Origin of the sequence: Candidatus Roseilinea sp. NK_OTU-006, from assembly GCF_012931985.1 — a bacterium.
In the GTDB taxonomy this organism is placed as follows: Bacteria; Chloroflexota; Anaerolineae; order J036; family Brachytrichaceae; genus JAAFGM01.
On record NZ_JAAFGM010000004.1, the window covers coordinates 112,713 to 129,742 of the forward strand.

General features: G+C 62.8%; 15 protein-coding genes. 5 read left to right on the forward strand and 10 right to left on the reverse strand.

Going from position 1 to position 17,030, the window contains the following annotated elements:
* The first annotated feature begins 167 nt into the window (after window positions 1-167).
* On the forward strand, window positions 168-1,088 hold the full coding sequence (ftsY, locus tag GXH28_RS04070) for a signal recognition particle-docking protein FtsY (RefSeq protein ID WP_169237733.1): 921 nt from the start codon (window positions 168-170) through the stop codon (window positions 1,086-1,088).
* Window positions 1,089-1,151: 63 nt separating this feature from the next.
* On the opposite strand, the gene GXH28_RS04075 is transcribed toward ftsY, so the two are convergent.
* From GXH28_RS04075 to GXH28_RS04095, 5 genes are all read right to left on the reverse strand, one after another.
* Entirely contained in the window at window positions 1,152-1,958 is an 807-nt protein-coding gene (locus tag GXH28_RS04075) for a ribonuclease activity regulator RraA (RefSeq protein WP_169237734.1), read from the reverse strand.
* Between the two features lie 6 nt (window positions 1,959-1,964).
* Window positions 1,965-3,887, reverse strand: coding sequence for a hypothetical protein (locus GXH28_RS04080; RefSeq protein ID WP_240550169.1), 1,923 nt, complete (start codon window positions 3,885-3,887; stop codon window positions 1,965-1,967).
* A 32-nt stretch (window positions 3,888-3,919) separates the two neighbouring features.
* A complete protein-coding gene (locus tag GXH28_RS04085; protein ID WP_169237736.1) occupies window positions 3,920-4,309 on the reverse strand; it encodes a PPOX class F420-dependent oxidoreductase in 390 nt (129 codons plus the stop codon).
* 34 nt (window positions 4,310-4,343) lie between these two features.
* Window positions 4,344-5,177: a LabA-like NYN domain-containing protein gene (locus GXH28_RS04090; protein WP_169237737.1), complete on the reverse strand. Its 834-nt coding sequence runs from the start codon at window positions 5,175-5,177 to the stop codon at window positions 4,344-4,346.
* A 114-nt stretch (window positions 5,178-5,291) separates the two neighbouring features.
* Window positions 5,292-6,002 (reverse strand): sterol desaturase family protein, encoded by a 711-nt coding sequence (locus tag GXH28_RS04095; RefSeq protein ID WP_169237738.1) that lies wholly within the window; start codon window positions 6,000-6,002, stop codon window positions 5,292-5,294.
* Between the two features lie 122 nt (window positions 6,003-6,124).
* Here GXH28_RS04095 and GXH28_RS04100 point away from each other — a divergent pair, with 122 nt between their 5' ends.
* The 3 genes from GXH28_RS04100 to GXH28_RS04110 are packed head-to-tail and all read left to right on the forward strand — an operon-like array spanning window position 6,125 to window position 10,768.
* A complete protein-coding gene (locus tag GXH28_RS04100) occupies window positions 6,125-8,674 on the forward strand; it encodes a hypothetical protein (protein ID WP_169237739.1) in 2,550 nt (849 codons plus the stop codon).
* A gap of 59 nt (window positions 8,675-8,733) precedes the next feature.
* Window positions 8,734-10,215 (forward strand): aminomethyl-transferring glycine dehydrogenase subunit GcvPB, encoded by a 1,482-nt coding sequence (gcvPB, locus tag GXH28_RS04105; RefSeq protein ID WP_169237740.1) that lies wholly within the window; start codon window positions 8,734-8,736, stop codon window positions 10,213-10,215.
* A 46-nt stretch (window positions 10,216-10,261) separates the two neighbouring features.
* Window positions 10,262-10,768, forward strand: a complete 507-nt coding sequence (locus GXH28_RS04110; RefSeq protein WP_169237741.1) for an FKBP-type peptidyl-prolyl cis-trans isomerase — start codon at window positions 10,262-10,264, stop codon at window positions 10,766-10,768.
* Window positions 10,769-11,021: 253 nt separating this feature from the next.
* On the opposite strand, the gene GXH28_RS04115 is transcribed toward GXH28_RS04110, so the two are convergent.
* The 5 genes from GXH28_RS04115 to GXH28_RS04135 form a co-directional block, all read right to left on the reverse strand.
* Complete coding sequence (locus GXH28_RS04115; protein WP_169237742.1) at window positions 11,022-12,446, reverse strand: ammonia-forming cytochrome c nitrite reductase subunit c552; 1,425 nt, start codon at window positions 12,444-12,446, stop codon at window positions 11,022-11,024.
* A gap of 23 nt (window positions 12,447-12,469) precedes the next feature.
* Entirely contained in the window at window positions 12,470-12,949 is a 480-nt protein-coding gene (nrfH, locus tag GXH28_RS04120; RefSeq protein WP_240550171.1) for a cytochrome c nitrite reductase small subunit, read from the reverse strand.
* A gap of 175 nt (window positions 12,950-13,124) precedes the next feature.
* Window positions 13,125-14,492 (reverse strand): CpXC domain-containing protein, encoded by a 1,368-nt coding sequence (locus GXH28_RS04125; RefSeq protein WP_169237743.1) that lies wholly within the window; start codon window positions 14,490-14,492, stop codon window positions 13,125-13,127.
* Window positions 14,493-14,610: 118 nt separating this feature from the next.
* The gene (locus GXH28_RS04130; RefSeq protein WP_169237744.1) at window positions 14,611-15,381 is read right to left on the reverse strand and encodes a sulfite exporter TauE/SafE family protein; all 771 of its coding nucleotides are present in this window, start codon (window positions 15,379-15,381) and stop codon (window positions 14,611-14,613) included.
* Window positions 15,382-15,398: 17 nt separating this feature from the next.
* A complete protein-coding gene (locus tag GXH28_RS04135) occupies window positions 15,399-16,064 on the reverse strand; it encodes a ribonuclease HII (protein WP_169237745.1) in 666 nt (221 codons plus the stop codon).
* 64 nt (window positions 16,065-16,128) lie between these two features.
* Between GXH28_RS04135 and GXH28_RS04140 the strand changes: the two genes are divergently transcribed.
* Window positions 16,129-17,025 carry a TIM barrel protein gene (locus tag GXH28_RS04140; protein WP_169237746.1) on the forward strand — a complete coding sequence of 299 codons (897 nt, stop codon included), beginning with the start codon at window positions 16,129-16,131 and terminating at the stop codon, window positions 17,023-17,025.
* The last annotated feature ends 5 nt before the right edge of the window (window positions 17,026-17,030 follow it).

Genomic DNA, 17,030 nt, shown 5'->3' on the forward strand with positions numbered 1-17,030 from the left:
ACGCAAGCATCTCTACTCGTGTCGCCGGAGTGAACGAACGTTCGGCAGTGCGACCTTGATGATTAAAATTATCGCGAATGAGGGGGGACTTGTCAAGAAACGCAGGGGCCTTCGGCCTTCGCATGTGGGAATTTGGCGGGGCGCCCTGTGGTAACCTAGCCTGCGCTATGCCATCATTGCGCGACGCCCTGGCCCGCACGCGCAGCAGCCTATTCGGCAAAGTCCAAGCGCTGCTGGGCCAGGCCGACATCACCGACGAGACCTGGGACGAACTGGAGGCGCTGCTGTTGCAAGCCGACGTTGGGGTAGCGACCACCCAAAAGCTGCTTGCTGCGCTCAAGCAACGCGCCCGCAATGAGGGCATCATGCGCGCCGAGAAGCTGCGCGATGTGCTCAAGGACGAGTTGCGGAAGCTGCTGTTGCCGGGCGGCGCGCCGGCGCCCTACGTCTACGACAGGACGCGCCTGCTCGAAGTGATCCTGGTTGTCGGCGTGAACGGCAGCGGCAAAACCACCAGCATCGCCAAGCTCAGCAAGCTGTATCAGTCTAAAGGGCGCAAGGTGCTGCTGGCGGCGTGCGACACTTTCCGCGCGGCGGCGATTGACCAACTGCAAATCTGGGGCGAGCGCGCCGGCATCCCGGTGATCGCCGGCCTGCCCAACAGCGACCCCGGCGCAGTCGCCTTCGACGCCATCCAGGCCGCCTTCGCCCGCAAGTGCGACCTGTTGATCGTAGACACCGCCGGCCGGCTGCACACCAAGCACAACCTGATGAAGGAGCTGGAGAAGGTGCGCAACGTGCTGCAGCGCTCGGTGCACGAAGCGCCGCATCAAACGCTGTTGGTAATTGACGCGGCCAACGGGCAGAACGCCATCAACCAGGCCCAGGGCTTCACCGCCTCGGTCGGCATCACGGGCGTCATCCTGACCAAGCTCGACGGCACGCCGAAGGGCGGCGTGGCCTTCGCCATCGCCGGCGAACTCGGCATTCCGATCCGCTACATCGGCACCGGCGAGAAGATTGACGATATTCAGGAATTCGACGCCAAGGCGTTTGTAGACAGCCTGTTCGAAGATGGGCAAGGGTAACGCTGCCGCAGGCTGCGGCAAGCTCGGCTTACGGCTACCGTTCGTGCTGCGGCGCCGCAGGCGTCAAGCCTGCGCCGACGTTGACCTGCCGGCAGCCTTCCAGGCCTCGTATTCCTTCCAGCCCTCTTCGCTCAGCGGGTAGTACTTCCAAATCGAGCCGCCCTCGGCCAGCTTCATCCGGCTGAAGACTTCCCAATCTTCATGATGCAGGGCGTGCTCCAGAAGCATCGGAGCCATTTGCTGCGGAACGCACACCGCGCCGTCGTCGTCGGCGATGATGATGTCGCCTGGCAGCACCAGCACGCGATCCATCGCGATAGGCACGTCGTAAGCGTAGGGCATCAACGTGGCTTGCGAAGCATAGTTTGGTGTGAAGCCCTTCGTCCACATCGCAATGCCGATTTGCTGAATCCTAGGCCAATCGCGCACGCAACCGTCCACCACCATGCCGATCCCACCGCGGCCCTTGAAGTAAGTGGAGAGCATCTCGCCCACGCAGCCAGTGTACATGTCGCCCCAGGCCTGAATGCACAGCACGTCGCCGGGTTGCACGCCGTCGAACACGCTCCACAATGCGCTGACGCGCTCGCCCTGCTCCTGGCTGATGCCGCTGTAGATGTCCTCGCGCTGCGGCATGAATTGCAGCGTCACCGCCGGGCCGACGATCTTGCGACCGGGCGTGCGCGGCAGCGGCCCGGCGATGAACGTCTGGCGGATGCCCATCTTGTGCATCATTGCGCTGGCCGTGGCCGAGCTGACCGCATACAGCTTCTCGACGATCGCCGGATCGGGCCGTTCGAAAGCCGGGCCGCGGATCGGCAAGCGAATGCCCTTCGGAGGAATGAGCGGGATTTCAATCTTTTCAGACATGCTGGATCAAACAGTAGGATATGTAGGCGGATTCACGTTGCGCGTCATCGTCAGTTCGAGCCGGATTTCGCTCGCCGGCGGCAGCGCGACGGCGAACCGCGTCGCGCCGATCGGCTCGCGCGCGATGTTACCCGAGCGCGCGCCGTGCGCGGCCGCATCCCAGCGATGCTCGCCGAACGCGCCGGCCTGCACGATGACTTCGCGCTGCATCGAAGAGTTGGTGTTGACGAGGCGCACGACCAGCCGCGTCGCCTCGGAGCGCTCGACGAGCGCAGCAACATCCGGCGGCAACCCCGGCCGGCGCCGTTGCCCATCGAAGTAGCGCAGCGGCGCGATCAGCAAGCCGCCGTTGTAGATCGGCTGCGGCGCGCCGAGGGTAAGCTGCACCAGCGCCTCAGTCGTCACTGGGTTGCGCACCTGCCAGTGGTGAATGTTCACGGTCGTCAGATCGGCGCGATCCTCCTCGATGGATTGCAGGCGCTGAGCGACCTGTTCGAGCGCGACATCGAGGATGCGTTCGGGATAATCGGGGTTCTCGCCTTGGAGGAAGCACAACCAGGGCTGCTCGTGGCCGGCATCCTCTTTGCCGCGGAATGAGATGACTTGACGCCAGTCGTAACGCTCCGTTTGGCGCAACTCGGCCAAGCGCGCCCAGTCTGCGTCGCTGCGCGTCAGATTCCAGAGCGCAGCCGGGTACACGGGCGACAGCGGCTGATAGTCGAACCAACCGCGGTCGCCATGGCGGTATGGGACGACGCACATGGGCGCCTCTTGTGACTCATCGGCGCGATCTTGCACGTCCAGCCGGCCGGCGTAGTGCCCCGCATTGGAATCGCCCGACGCAACGAGTTGGCCGACCCAGTGATGGCCGAGGCTGCTGCGCTTGACTTCGCGGAGGGGTAACACGGCACGACGAGACCAAACGCCGTCCATCTGCCAGCGCGGCAAATCGAAGTAGCGCGCGTCGCCGGTGGCCAAGAACGCCGCCGCAGCAGCGACCAGCGTCGCCATCGCGAGGTTGTAGAAACCGTGCGGCCACTGCCAACCATACAGCCCGCCATACCATTTCCCGTCGAGATACTCCCCTACCCGTCCCGATAAGCCGACGTTGTCTGGGATCAGCCCGCCGTTGGCCTCTGCGCGCGCCATCCATGCGCCGACGTACTCGACGAGCCAGTCGCCATAGCGCGGCTCGCCGGTCAGCAGCCAGGCGTTGGCAATCAAGCTGGTCACGCCCAGATTGGCCGCGACGTCGCCCTTGCCGTAACGCTGGTGAGTGGCTTCGCCCATGCGCCGCGCCAAGACTGGGTCGCGCAGGTCATCGAGCGTGTTCACGCCGGGCACGTCGTCGAAGGGCAAGCCATAGGGCTGCATCCAATCGCCGTATGTCCAAGCGCGATCTTCCGAGTCGAAGAAGCCCCAGCGCGGCCCGCCGCTGCCATTGTGCGGCGCACGGATGAGCTTGTGGACCGGGTCGTAGTTGCCGGCGCGCGGATCAACATACAGCTCGGCGAAGCGCCGAGCGCGCGCGACGTTCTGCGCATGCGTCGGATCGGCCAGGCACAAAAAGTAGAAATACGTGTAATGCTCGCTCTGGTGGAACTGGTCATAGCCGCGCTCGTACTCATTCAGCACCGGCCCCAGGGCGGTGAGTTGGCGGGTGATGGCGTCCCATTCGCGCTGCGCCGTCTCGAGGAACCAATCGTCGCCGCCGAGCAGATACAACAGCGGCCAGTTGACGAATGCCTCGTAGAAGTCGTCCACCCCGTCGCGCATATCCGGCCAGGTGGTCGCCCAGATCAGCGTACCGTCCTCGCGGGTGTACTTGTCGAGGTAGATCTGAGCCGCCGCACGCATGGCGTCGAACAGCCGGCGCTGCTTGAGCGCCCAAGCCGGCGGCTGTGCGCACGGCGTTGAGGCTGTGATCATGTGCATGTTTGAAGCGGGGGAGGCGCGATGCTTCAGTGCAAGTCGAGCTTATCGGGCGCGATTTTGTAAATTACCCGTACTTCACCCGGGCGCAGCGGGCCGAAGGGCTTGCCGGTGTATTTGATCGAAAGCTGGTCTATGTGCTCACGCGCGCCGGCTTCCGTCACCTCGGCGACATGCCCACGCACTTGGATGTAGCGGTAGGGATTCTCGGCATCCATGATCTCGATGGCCACCTTCGCGCCCAGCGGCATGTTGCGTTCTTTCACCCGGCCGCGTGCGGTGTTGATGACGATATAGTCGCCGTCATAGTCCACCCATACCGGCGTTACCTGTGGGCTGCCATCCGGCATGACCGTCGCCAGATGCGCAAACGATTTCTTTTGGAAAAGATCGAGGTACTCGTTGGGAATCTTGGGCATAGATAGTCGAATGACGCCAGCGATTCGAGCGTGCTTACAAACGGGCCACGACTTTAATGTTGCGCGCCTCCAGCCCATCGTTGCGCAGGCTCCTGTGCAAGTCAAATTCAAAGATGATGTCGCGGTTAGGGATCTCCCCTGGCTCCAGATGGTCGAGCAAATACGAGTCGTGGAAGTAGGCCGTCTTGTAAGGCGAGTCCTTGCGGCGGGTGTCCGAGATCCATAGGTCGGCATCCACGCGATCCAGGAAACGCATGAAGCCGTAACCTTCGACATCCTTGTGGTAGTAACACACGCCGCGCACGCGCGAGCCGATCTCGCCCCAAGCCGGCGCGCCCCGCGGCGCGCCTCTGATCGGCAGCAAATTGGGTATGAGCCAGCCAGGGATGAACATGTCCACTTCGCGGCGTAGTTCGGACGACACGTTCTCAAACGCCACTAACTCGACGCGACAGCCGCGATTCTGCAGCGCGCGCACCACCTGTACAAAATCCCCGTCGCCGGTCAGCATCAACACGCGATCGAGCTTCTCGGACTGCAACAACATGTCTACCGCCATGTCGAGGTCGGAGTTGGCTTTGGCGATCGCAGTGCCTTCAGCGTCGGTATAACGTTTGACGTCCTTCTGGATCACCTTATAGCCGAAATCGCGCAACGAGGAATGGAAGTTGCGCTGGCCCTCGGCATAGTTTGGATCCGCTTCAGCGCGCGCCGTATCGTAGGCGACATAGGCGTTCAAACGAACGACTTCGGCGTTATCGTGGCAGGCAAATTCGCGCAACACATCGAACTGCATGCCATACCCGCCGTTCATAGCGATATTCGCGACATCCACGTAGATTCCAACACTGGTGCGGCAACCTGACATCGCGGTGAATTATAGACAGGAACCAGTTCAACACCTCAACACACACCTAACAAGACAAGTGAGAGGAGAGGTGAGTCGCTTCTGGCTTCTCCTCGCACCGCGTTTGACGCGCGCTCAAGCCTGCCGACGCGCCGGCTGGGTCGAGTCGTCCGGTTCGGTGTGAAAGACCTGGTCCCACAGGCTGGTGCTCACGCCAAAGCGCGCATCGGGCGTCTTATAGTGATGTTCCATGTGATGGCGCTTGAGGAACTTCATCACGCTGCCTTTGGCCGGCAGGTGATGCGTGGCGTAGTGAATCATGTCATAGCCGACGTAGCCCAGCACCGTGCCGGCGAACATCGGCGCGACGAGAAACGGCAGACCCAGGATGACGTCGAGCACGAGGTAGAACAAGGCGTAGAAGAAAATTGCGCCCGGAATGCTCACCGCCGGCGGCATCACCAGGCGGGTCTTGATGTGCGGCTGGTAGTGGTGCACGCCGTGGAAGAGAAAGATCAACTGCCACTGCGTCCGGCTGCGCGGGCGAAAGTGAAAGACGAAGCGATGCACCACGTATTCTAGGAAAGTCCACAACAGCGCCATGCCAAAGAGGAAGGCCACGCCATACCACAACGGAGAGGCCGTCGCCGGCCAATTCAGCGCGCCTTTCACCAGAAAGAAAGCGACCACCGGCAGCCAGATCGCGAGCACCGCCTGCGGCGTAACATGCGTGAAGCGCTCCAGGAAGTCAGACTTCAACAGGCGCACCGGCACCTGGTCGTAGTTCACTTTGTCATGTGGAATGTCATCCACATTGACGGCCATCAGTCTATCGAGGATGTTCATACCTGCTCCTAGATGCCATGCTTGGGGTTGCGCGTACATTCTACCGGAGCGCCGGCGACTGCCCGGATGGACGCAGCGAAATGCGGACAAACTCACGGAGCGCCCGCTATAATCCGGGAACAGTGATCAAGAGCGCGCGCGTATCTCCTCTCCTCGCGCTCGCGTGCGTCGCAGGCATCGTCGCCCTCAGCCGCCCTTCCTACGCCGAACCGGCGCGCCAGCCAAACATCCGCGTCAGCATGGTCGTGGATGCTGGGTTCAACGCCTACGTCAAGGAGAACGCCTGGACGCCCCTGCGTGTCACGCTGGTCAATGCCGGCGATCCGATCGAAGGCGAGTTAGAGTTGACCAATACCAGCCTAGCCACGACCGAGCGATTCGCCCAGCCGGTTTTGCTGGGCCGCAACGCCCGCCGGCAGGTGATGCTCTACGCACCGCCCGGCAGCGACTCGTTGGAGGTGCGGCTGGTCTCCGACAGCCGGGTCATCGCGTCCGTCACGCCGGTCGCCCGTCAACTCGCGCCCGACGACCGATTGGTGCTGATCGCCAGCGACCCGCCCGATGCGTTTAACTTCATCGGCGACGTGCGCGCGCCCAACGGCAGCACCAGTGCGCTGGCCCTGCTCCGCCTTGACCAGTTTCCGGATCGCGTTGCGGCTCTCAGCATTGCAGACGCCATCGTCCTCGACAACGTGGACACCGGCGCCTTCACCCAGGCGCAGCGCGACGCCATCCGGCAATGGGTGGCGAGCGGCGGGCATTTGATCCTGGCCGGCGGGCCGAACGCCGAGCTGGTGCTCAGAGGATTGAGCGAAATCGCGCCCGGCCGGCCGGCGCGCGCGCTTACCAATGCCGATGCCGACGCACTGACCGCGTTGATAGCACCTGTCGCGGACAAGCCGCTCGATGCGTTCCTCCTGTCATCGCCGGTTCCGGTTGCTCGTTTACAGCCGGCCGCTTCACATGTGCGCGTCCTGGTCGGCTCGAGCGAGACGCCACTGATCCTGCGCCGCGAGATTGGGCGTGGCATGGTGGATCAACTGGCGTTCGACCCGGCGCTTGCGCCGCTGCGCAACTGGCCCGGCCGTGCCGCGCTCTTCACGATCCTGCTCGGCGGTCGCGTCGGCCTCGCCAACGACGTGGGCGTCACCGGCGAAGGCGCAGCAGCTCCCTTCGCCGCCGCCGCGTTGGCCGCCGCCAGCCCCCCATCACCGCTCGTGGTCGGCGGCTTCTTCGCGCTCTACGTGCTGGTCATCGGCCCGTTCAACTTCCTGATCCTGCGCCGATTGCGCAAATTAAGCTGGGCATGGGTCACCGCGCCGGTCATCGTGATTGCGTTCACCGGGCTCGGCCTACTCACGGGCTTCCGTCTGCAAGGCAACCAACCACACGTGCACCGACTGAGCGTGACGCTGGGCGACGCAACGACGGGCGACGCACAGACCTTCGGCGTGTTCGGCCTGTTCTCGCCGCGCCGTACACAAGCCACCCTGGAAGCCGGGCGCTCGCTCATGCGCCTGGTGGAGCCGCCGCGCAATCCGGACGAGCCGGCAGACGCCGTCACCCTCGCCATCGGCGAACCCAGCCGCATCCTCGGCATCACCGTGACGAACAGCAACTTGCGCACGGTATACGCGCGCGATGGCGCAATGCTGCCGCCCATCCACGCATCCTTGCGCTTCATCCCAGGCACAGGCGACGCCGCAGCGACCCTCGCCGGCGCAATTCGCAACGATACGCCGCATCGTCTGCGCCATTGCGCCATCGTCGCCGGCAAGGACTATCAAACCATCGGCGACATCGCGCCCGGCGTGCTGACCAACGTCGAGCTCAAACTCACCATCGGCCATCCGCATTCCCTGCCGCTCCTGCGCACCATCAACACCGGCCGCGACATGCCATACGGGGGGGTACCCGGCCTTGGCGCTTCTAGACGAACATCCCGATTGCATTCATCGGGCAGCTTCACGAGCCTGGCCGGAAAGTATCCTTTCGAGCAGAACACGCCGCCCTTAGCCGATGCCCTGGTGCACTGGCAGGATTTCAGCGACGAGCCGATTCGCCAGGACGCCCAGTTCGGGTTGGTCAGCGCCATCTTCGGCGCCGAAAGCGCCGGACCAGGCGTGTACCTCGGCTGCTGGGAGTGGCGCGATGAGACCGGCGCGCAGATCGCAGGCGCAAGCTATACCGACCGCGCGCTCCGCTTATGGCGCTTGCCGGTCGAACAGCACCTCGCTGCAGCAGGCGAGACGCTGCCGCCCGATATCTTCACCTGGAACATCATCGCCACCAACGCCAGGATTGAGCTGAACGACAACGGCCTGCTGATGGAGCCTGGAGAACACATCATCGCGCTGATCCCCTGGCTGGACATGCGCGCCGCAAGCACAATGGCCCTCATCGCGTTAAACATCGAGTTCGATAGCGCCAGCACATCCCTCAGCGCGCTGCAGGACGCATCCATCGCGCTCTTCAACTGGCAGACGCGCGCCTTCGAAGCAGTGATCAACGACGCTTCGGACCTTACGACGCAAAACACCCACAGTGGGCCATATCTCTCGCCCAGCGGCCAGATCTTCATCAAGGTCAGCTCGCCCATGGATTCGCTCACGCTCACCCGCCTGGCGACGAGCGCCGAAGTGCGCGCGGGCGCGCGGCGACCGCAACCGTGACGACTCCGGGCCGCGCCGAGCCGTCGGTTGCGATAAGATAGCGCCTCGGGACGTGACGCATGGAGGTAAACACATTTGTGGAACCCTTGATCTTCGAGTTGTCCTCGCCGGGGCGCCAGGGTGTTCGCCTGCCCGAGAGCGACGTGCCGTGTTACGAGTTGCCCTCGGATCTGCTGCGCGAGCGGCTGCCGCTGCCGGAAGTGAGCCAGGTTGACGTGACGCGCCACTTTACGCGGCTTTCGCAGTTGAATTTTGCGATAGACACGACGTTGTATCCGCTCGGCAGTTGCACCATGAAATACAACCCGCGTGTCAATGAGGACGCAGCGCGGTTGCCCGGCTTCGCCCTGCTCCACCCACTCACCGACGCGGACGCAGCGCAGGGCGCGCTGTGCCTGATGTACGAGCTACAGACCTATCTGGCCGAAATCGCGGGATTCAAAGGCGTCAGCCTGCAACCCGCCGCCGGCGCGCAAGGCGAGTTCACCGGCATCTTGATGATGCGCGCCTACCACGCCGACCGCGGCGACCACAAGCGGACGAAGATGCTGATCCCCGACAGCGCGCACGGCACCAACCCGGCGTCCTCGGCCATGGCCGGCCTACACGTCGTCGAGATCCCATCCGACGCGCGCGGCAACGTAGACCTCGCTGCGCTCCGGGCACAGCTCGACGATACGGTATGCGGCCTGATGATCACCAACCCGAATACCCTGGGCATGTTCGAGGAACACATCGAGGAAGTCTGCGCGCTGGTTCATGCTGCCGGCGGCCTGGTCTACGGCGACGGCGCCAATATGAACGCGCTGCTCGGCATCGCCAAGCCAGGTGAGATCGGCTTCGACGTGATGCACTACAACCTGCACAAGACCTTCAGCACGCCACACGGCGGCGGCGGCCCAGGCAGCGGGCCGGTGGCGGCCAACGAGAAATTGGTAGACTTCCTGCCCGGCCCGATCGTGCGCGCGGTGCCGGACGGAGAGGACGACTGGCGCTACGAATGGCACATGCCGCCCAAGAGCATCGGGCGCATGCGCGCCTTCCACGGCAACTTCGGTATGCTGGTGCGGGCCTTCACCTACATCCGCGTGCACGGCGAAGCCGGGTTGCGCGCAGTGAGCCAGCACGCCGTGTTGAACGCCAACTACGTGCAGGCCCGACTGCGCGGCGTCTATCCCTTCCCGCACGGCGAACGCTTCTGTATGCACGAGACATGCGCCCAGGGCAAGATCGCCGACGCGCCATCGGTCGTCGCGCTGGACATTTCCAAGCGCCTGATGGACTATGGCTTTCACCCCCCGACCAACTACTTCCCGTTGCCTAAGATCGTGCCTGAGGCGCTGTTGATCGAACCGACCGAGACCGAATCTAAGCAGACGCTCGACCGCTTCTGCGACGCGATGCTCCAAATCGCCGAAGAAGCGCGGCACAATCCGCAACTGTTGAAGGATGCGCCGCACAGCGCACCGATGAAGCGCCTGGACGAGGTGAAGGCTGCCAAGGAGCTGGTGCTGTGCTGCGTGATCGCCGATGATGAGTGATTGGCATCAGAGGCTGAGCACCTTAACAGATGGGACAACTGGACCGATGTCGAAACAACTCGCGAACACCTGGCTGATTACCGGAACGATCGCCCTCGCGACCGTGGCGCTGTTGGCGCTCTCTTTCGTCGGGGGCGGCCCAAGCGCGCCGGCGATAGCCCCGGCCCCGCAAGCGCCGCCGGCCCTGGCGCAGTTGCCCAACCCCTCGGCGCAGCTCGTCACCACCGCCTCAGGACTACAGTATTTTGACGAAGTGGTCGGCACAGGTGCACAGCCGCAGCCCGGGCAGACCGTGATCGTGCACTACACTGGTTATCTGGACAACGGCACGGTGTTCGATAGCTCCATCAGCCGCGGCCAGCCGTTCGAATTCGTCCTTGGCGCAGGACAGGTCATCCGCGGCTGGGACGAGGGGCTGGCCACCATGCGCGTGGGTGGCAAGCGCCGGCTCATCATCCCACCGGAGCTGGCCTACGGCGCAGCCGGGGCCGGCGGCGTTATCCCGCCCAATGCGCGGCTCACCTTCGATGTAGAACTGCTCGGTGTAAGGTGACTCACAGCCCGCTGAACCCGCGCTGCGTCAACTGGATGCCGGCCGGGACTTCATCAGGCGTGAGCAGCTCCCCCGATCACCCCAGCGCCGCCGACCCCCACCCAGCAACTGCAACATCGCTGCTCACAGCGCGGGCGACCTCGACAGGACAGGCGAAGCAATGGAGAGCCGCAGATGCTCGGAGCATCTGCGGCTCTGCCTTGCCGTTGCGGTCGTCGGTCAGACTGGCGCAGGCCCTTTCAGGCACCTCACCCTACGGCTTAGGTGTCGCCCACGGCGCGATGGCAAGCTGGCCCTGGCGGGCGTAGTCAATCGCCTCACCGAGGATGCGCATGGTTTCTTGCGGCGCGTGGAAGCCCATCGAGTTTTCAGCATTCACGTAGTCCACCCAAAAGCTGGCTTTGCGTTGAAACTCCTGCGCCTGTGCGATGCGATCCTCCGGCGCGCCGTTGGCCTTGGCGGCTTGGATATCGTTGATGAGCGCCACTAACGCCCCTGTCGCGCGGTCCATCTGCGCAAACGTTCGATCTTGGATCAGGTTCACACGGGCGAGAATATCGCGCTCGCTTTGGTGATGGCACGTTTGGCAGGCGTTGTTGATATTCAGCATCGGACTGCGCACATGATGGTCGCTGATCTTCACTGCGCCGACGCGCTGGTAGGGCATGTGACAGTCGGCGCAGGCCACACCGTTGGCCGCATGGACACCCTGGCTCCACATTTCGAACTCCGGATGCTGTGCTTTCAGCGTTGGGGCCTCGGTAAGCTTGTGCCTCCAGTCCTTGAAGCCAATTCCTTGGTAGTAACTGTAAATCGCCTCGATAGTTAAGCCTTGGTGCCACGGGTAAGTCACTTTCTTCTCTTGGCCGGCAAAGTAATACTCGACGTGACATTGGGCGCACACCAGCGAGCGCATTTCCTGGCGCGAAGCCATTGTGTTAGGGTCGTACTCGCTTTTACGGTCGCCGGCGCGCCAACGCTCGATGCTAGGCAGGTGCGGCACAGCGTAGTCCGACCGAGCTAGCGCACGAATGCCGTCAATAAAGGCCGGGCGCGTCACGCGGATAGCCATATTCTCCGGCGTGTGGCAGTCGTTGCACGTGATCGGATGTTCCACCAGTTTTGTCGCCTCAGCGTAGGGCATGGGGTTGATGATCTCGAAGCCTTTGTAGATGGCTTCTTCACGATTCTCCGGCGGGACACCGGCCTCGATTCCTTTCTGGTAATAAGCTGGCAATACCGAAGAGTGACAATGCAAACACGCGCCCGGCTGCTTGAACTGTTTTACGCGCTCGCTCTCGCGCTGATCAATCAGCATGTAGGCGTGGCCGCGATCCTCGCGGAAGTCCACACTGAACGGCATGCCGGCCCAAATCGTCCTCCAACGGTCGTCTTTATCCAACTTCTGAATAGCCTCACTGCCACCATAACGGGTACGTTCGATATCCACTGCGCGCAGGTAAGCGTCATACTGCATGGGATAGTTCAGCCCCCACTGCTTTGGATCTACGACATCTTCAGAAAGTGCCACGACGCGAAAGGCATCTTGCCGGCCTTCGCGTTGACGCTCGCTGATGTTTTGCATCAGCAGTAGTATGCCGGCGGTCACCAGCGCAATCACCGCAGTTGCAACAAGATAAACGCCAAGGGGAATATCGCTGAGCGAAAACCGCTTCATAGCTCGGCTCCTCCTCTACTTTTTTACTTTGCAGCGTGGCCGACGTCACGGTGACAAGTGATGCAATTCACCGGCGCATTCGGCTCGACTAAATGCTCAGGCAATTGGCTCACCATCTGCCGGTGACAATCCTGGCAGTTCTCCAACACAATGCGCGCGCTCGCTTCGCGCATACGGATCGGTTCATGCCAATCTTGGAACGTGAAGGCGCGCGAATGGTGATAGCCATTCTCGAGCTTAGTCGCATACTTGCCAACCAGGTTATGCGGGGTATGGCAGGCGTTGCATGTCGCCACTTTATGATGGCTCGACTTCTGCCAGCTTGCGAGTTGCTCGCGCATGATGTGACAGTTAGCGCAGGCGTTCGGATCATCGGACAAGTATGAGAAACCGCGAGCGTAGTAGAAGGTGTAACTACCCAGACCCACCAACACGCCTAACAATGCAAACGTGACTGCTGCGAGCACAGGACGAATGTTGCCAGCCATATCGCTTTGCTTCATTCATTCTGACCGAAGCGCATCTAGGGCGTACTAGCCGTTTTATCAGTTCAGACTACGCCGACCGTCCATCCATGGGGTCAGGAGCGCTACACCAGCATACACACACCCGCACCTGCGGACTGTGACAGAACTCACTCCAAAGCAAACGGGGCCTCTTCACGAGGCCCCGTTTGCATCACCGTCGCGCGATCTCGATGACCGGCTTGGGCGGTTCTCCCAGCGGACGCGCTTGGCCGGTAGTGGCTTCTTTCGATGGATCGTGCTTGGGCAGAATTTTGCGCGCCTGCACCATGATCTTGGTCAACTTGGCGCTGAGGTCGGTGCGATCCTGCTGGGCGAGCTGGTCGGCAAACTGCGCCATGATGCCGATCAGCCGGTCGTCGGCAGCGTCCTTGAATTCGTTGAGCAGCTTCTCAGTCTCGTCAGGATAGTTGGCGGTGAGGAGCATGTTGATCATCTGCACTTCGGGCGGCTGACGCTCGGCGATGACCTGCATGGCCACCTCATTCACGGCAGACAGCGCTTTGAGCATCAGCTCATCACCGCGGCGCTGAGCATCCTGAGCACTGGCCTGCAACACGGCGAAGAAGGCATCGTCAATTTCGGCATCGTGCTCGCGGGCGGTCTTCAACGGGTCCTCGCTCGAGGCGATATCTTGGATCAGCGCGGCCTTCTCCTCCATATAGGCGCGTGCGGCCGCGTCAATCTTATCGCGCGCCTCCTGGATCTCCTTGCGCAAGGCGATCAGCTTTTGCTTGCCGGCGTCATCCGCCGCCTCGATGCGCATCGTCAGTTGCTGGAAGAAGACATAGTCCAGCAACTGGCGGCCCAGGGCAATCAGCATCTCGCGCGTTTCGGCATCGGGCGCGGCGATGAGCTGATCAAGCAACGTCTCGCGCGTCGGCGATTTGCGGAAAGCTTCCAACGCCGCCGCGCGTGTGCCGACGGTTCTGCCGTAGGTCGTCTCTTCGATCAGGAGCTGCTGCAGATTGGCGAGTTGTCGCGCCGCCTGTTCGCGGCCGGATGCCAGATTCGCCTCGATGCTGGCAGACAAGATGTCGAAGAAGGCCGCGTCAATCTTCGCGTCGTTCTCGCGCATCTTGGCGCGCAGCGTTGCCTCATCGGCGATGCGCAAGAGTTCACGCAGCAAGTCCGCGCGCTCCTGCTGGGCGCGCAGCATCTCCGGCGTAATGCCATCTTGTTCCAGGATCGCTTCGATCAGTGACTGCAAGGTGAAGAAGATGCGCGGTTGCAACAGATAGGCGCGCGGGGCGTTCTCCGGCAAGCCGCGCATCACGGTTTGCGTCAATTGGCCGATGAGGCGCTGCTGCTCCATATCGCGCAGGTTAAGCTCCATCGGCATCAGGATATAGGCGATTTGTTTGGACGGATCGTGGTAGATAAAGGGCGCAGCGAGGTTGGTCAACCGGCCTGACAACAGCGCCAACTTCAGCGACGGATCGCGGCCGACATCAACCACCTGGATCGGTTGCTGACCGCGACCGGCGATTCGCCCGCTGTCCGGGGTAATCAGTTGAGGCATTCGGCGAGGCTCCTTTCGTCGCAAATCATGAGCTTGCGAAGCAAATTGGCGATCTCACAGCTTGAGGCTCGCGCGCGTGATTATATCGCGTATGCCCTTCATCCCGAGCGCGGCGTCATTATCCGAACAGCAGCCGCAACGCGGCGACCGCCGACAAGCTCAGCGCCAGTCCGTTGAACACGCCCTGCGGCACGCGCCACAGCGCCCAGCGACCGACCGTCACGCCGACCACGACCATCGGCAGCATAAAGGCGTCGAAGATCAGCCCCTCGGGCGTAAACAGGGGGCGCGCTGGCGCCAGAGTCATGATAATCAGATAGAGTGGCACTTTGGCGACGTTGAAGATGAAAAAATACCATGCCGTCGTGCCCATGAACTCGTGCTTCGGTAGCCCAAGGCTGGTCATATAGATGGACATGATCGGGCCGGCCGCGTTCGACACGGTGGTGGCAAAGCCTGCGGCGCCGCCGGTCGCCGCCAGGCCGATGCGCGATGAGGGCCGCAGCCGGTCGCCCCACTTCAACCGAGCCAGATACACCGCCAGCATGACGAGCACCAACGCCCCGATCCACACATTGATTTGATCTCGTCCGCGCGCGTCCTCGCCGACGACAAACAGGGTGACCATGCCGGCCAGCATGCCCACAGCAACCCAGGGCAGCAACTGCAACAATTTATCCCAGCGCGTGTAGCGACGATACCAATACACCGCGAAAAGGTCGGCGAAGATCAACAACAACACCGTCGTCCCAACAGCGGCGCGATTTTGAAAGACGATCGCCATCAAGGGCACAACCAGGATGCCGACGCCGGGCACGCCGGTCTTCGAAAAGCCGATCAGCAACGCCGCCAGCGCGCCAAGCAACCACTGTTCGGGGGTGAAAGGCATAGGTCAGGGGGAGCGATTCAACAATCAGCCGTCAGCGGACGGGAGCGAGCGCACAGCGCGGCCACCGGCTTAAAGCTGCAACGATGCGCCCAACATGGCCCAAGTCGCGCCAGCGCTTCGGCGTGGGCGCGCGTGCCGTAGCCTTTGTGGCTGGCAAAGCCATAGCCGGCTACCGACGCATCCAGCGCGCACATCATCGCATCGCGCGATGTTTTGGCCAGGATGGAGGCAGCCGCGACGGACAGGCTGATGCCGTCAGCGTGATCGAAGGCGCGCTGGACGATGGGCAACTCCGGCAGATTCACCGCGTCAATCAACAGCGCATCCGGCACAACACGCAGCCCGGCGATGGCGCGCGCCATCGCCAGCCGAGTCGCGACCACAACGCCAAGCGCGTCAATCTCGGCGCTGCTGGCGCTGCCGACCGACCAGGCTATCGCGACGCGCTGGATCTGTTCGCGCATGGCGCTGCGCTGCGCCGCCGTAAGCTGTTTGGAATCGTTCACGCCGCGCAACCGGGCTGGTGTGCGACGATCGCACGGCAAAATCACGGCAGCAGCCACCACCGGCCCGGCCCATGCGCCGCGACCGGCCTCGTCCACACCGGCCACCAGGCGATATCCGGCGCGCCGCAACGCGCGCTCCTCTTGCAATGACGGGACACGGCGACGAACGACGGGCATTCCATCGCGATGATAATTCAAGCCTGCAATCGGCGCTGGCCACACCCCCATTACAATCCCTGGCATGAGCAAAGCCGCACACCTCGACCTGCCCTTCCGCTTCGGCACCGTCGGCACGCCGCTCAGCGCGCCGAAGCACGGCGGCAGCGCCGGCGGCGTTCAACGCATCCGCGAGTTGGGACTCTCCGCCCTCGAACTAGCCTGGGTGCAAAGCGTGCGGGTGAGCGAAGACGCCTGCGCGCGCATCCGTCAAGCCGCCGAGCAATACGACGTGGCGATCAGCGTGCACGCGCCCTACTACATCAACCTGAACGCCACGTCCGAAATGTGGGCCGCGGGGCGCGAACGGCTGCTGGCTGCTGCACGGGCGGGCGCCAAAGCCGGCGCTACCGATATCATCTTTCACCCCGGCGCATACATGAAGCGCGCCCCGGAAGCGGCCTACCGCCTTGCCCTCGAACGGCTGAGCGAAGTCGCGGAGACGCTGCGCAAGGAAAAAGTCAACGTCCTCTTACGGCCCGAAACGATGGGCAAAAGTGCCATGCTCGGCACCCTGGAGGAAACCATCAACTGGAGCCGCGAGATCGAGAACGTCCTGCCGTGTGTGGACTTCGCGCATCTGCACGCCCGGCCGGGCGATGGCTCGTTCAACTCCTATGACGAATTCGCCGACGCCCTGCGGCTGATCGCCGCCGGCCTGGGCGAGCGCGGACTCAAGCACATGCACATCCACTTCAGCGGCATCGCCTACACATCCAAAGGTGAAAAGCGCCACCTCAACCTGGCCGAATCCGATATTCAATACAAGGCGCTGTTCAGGGCGCTGGCCGATCTGGGCGCAGCGGGCCGTGTGCTCTGCGAGACCCCCAACCTGGAAGAAGACGCCGTGCTGATGCAGAACACCTATGCGCGCGCGTTCAAAGCCGCCGCCCGCCGACCGGTCGAGAAGACGCTGACCTGAGCGGC

Excerpts from the sequence above, each read along its gene's own strand:
- GXH28_RS04080 (WP_240550169.1), bottom strand. The coding sequence starts at position 3,887 with ATGATCACAGCCTCAACGCCGTGCGCACAGCCGCCGGCTTGGGCGCTC.
- nrfH (WP_240550171.1), bottom strand. The coding sequence starts at position 12,949 with ATGAAGCAAAGCGATATGGCTGGCAACATTCGTCCTGTGCTCGCAGCA.
- GXH28_RS04110 (WP_169237741.1), top strand. The coding sequence starts at position 10,262 with ATGTCGAAACAACTCGCGAACACCTGGCTGATTACCGGAACGATCGCC.
- GXH28_RS04085 (WP_169237736.1), bottom strand. The coding sequence starts at position 4,309 with ATGCCCAAGATTCCCAACGAGTACCTCGATCTTTTCCAAAAGAAATCG.
- GXH28_RS04130 (WP_169237744.1), bottom strand. The coding sequence starts at position 15,381 with ATGCCTTTCACCCCCGAACAGTGGTTGCTTGGCGCGCTGGCGGCGTTG.
- GXH28_RS04095 (WP_169237738.1), bottom strand. The coding sequence starts at position 6,002 with ATGAACATCCTCGATAGACTGATGGCCGTCAATGTGGATGACATTCCA.
- GXH28_RS04135 (WP_169237745.1), bottom strand. The coding sequence starts at position 16,064 with ATGCCCGTCGTTCGTCGCCGTGTCCCGTCATTGCAAGAGGAGCGCGCG.
- GXH28_RS04140 (WP_169237746.1), top strand. The coding sequence starts at position 16,129 with ATGAGCAAAGCCGCACACCTCGACCTGCCCTTCCGCTTCGGCACCGTC.
- GXH28_RS04075 (WP_169237734.1), bottom strand. The coding sequence starts at position 1,958 with ATGTCTGAAAAGATTGAAATCCCGCTCATTCCTCCGAAGGGCATTCGC.
- ftsY (WP_169237733.1), top strand. The coding sequence starts at position 168 with ATGCCATCATTGCGCGACGCCCTGGCCCGCACGCGCAGCAGCCTATTC.
- GXH28_RS04090 (WP_169237737.1), bottom strand. The coding sequence starts at position 5,177 with ATGTCAGGTTGCCGCACCAGTGTTGGAATCTACGTGGATGTCGCGAAT.
- GXH28_RS04115 (WP_169237742.1), bottom strand. The coding sequence starts at position 12,446 with ATGAAGCGGTTTTCGCTCAGCGATATTCCCCTTGGCGTTTATCTTGTT.
- GXH28_RS04125 (WP_169237743.1), bottom strand. The coding sequence starts at position 14,492 with ATGCCTCAACTGATTACCCCGGACAGCGGGCGAATCGCCGGTCGCGGT.
- gcvPB (WP_169237740.1), top strand. The coding sequence starts at position 8,734 with ATGGAGGTAAACACATTTGTGGAACCCTTGATCTTCGAGTTGTCCTCG.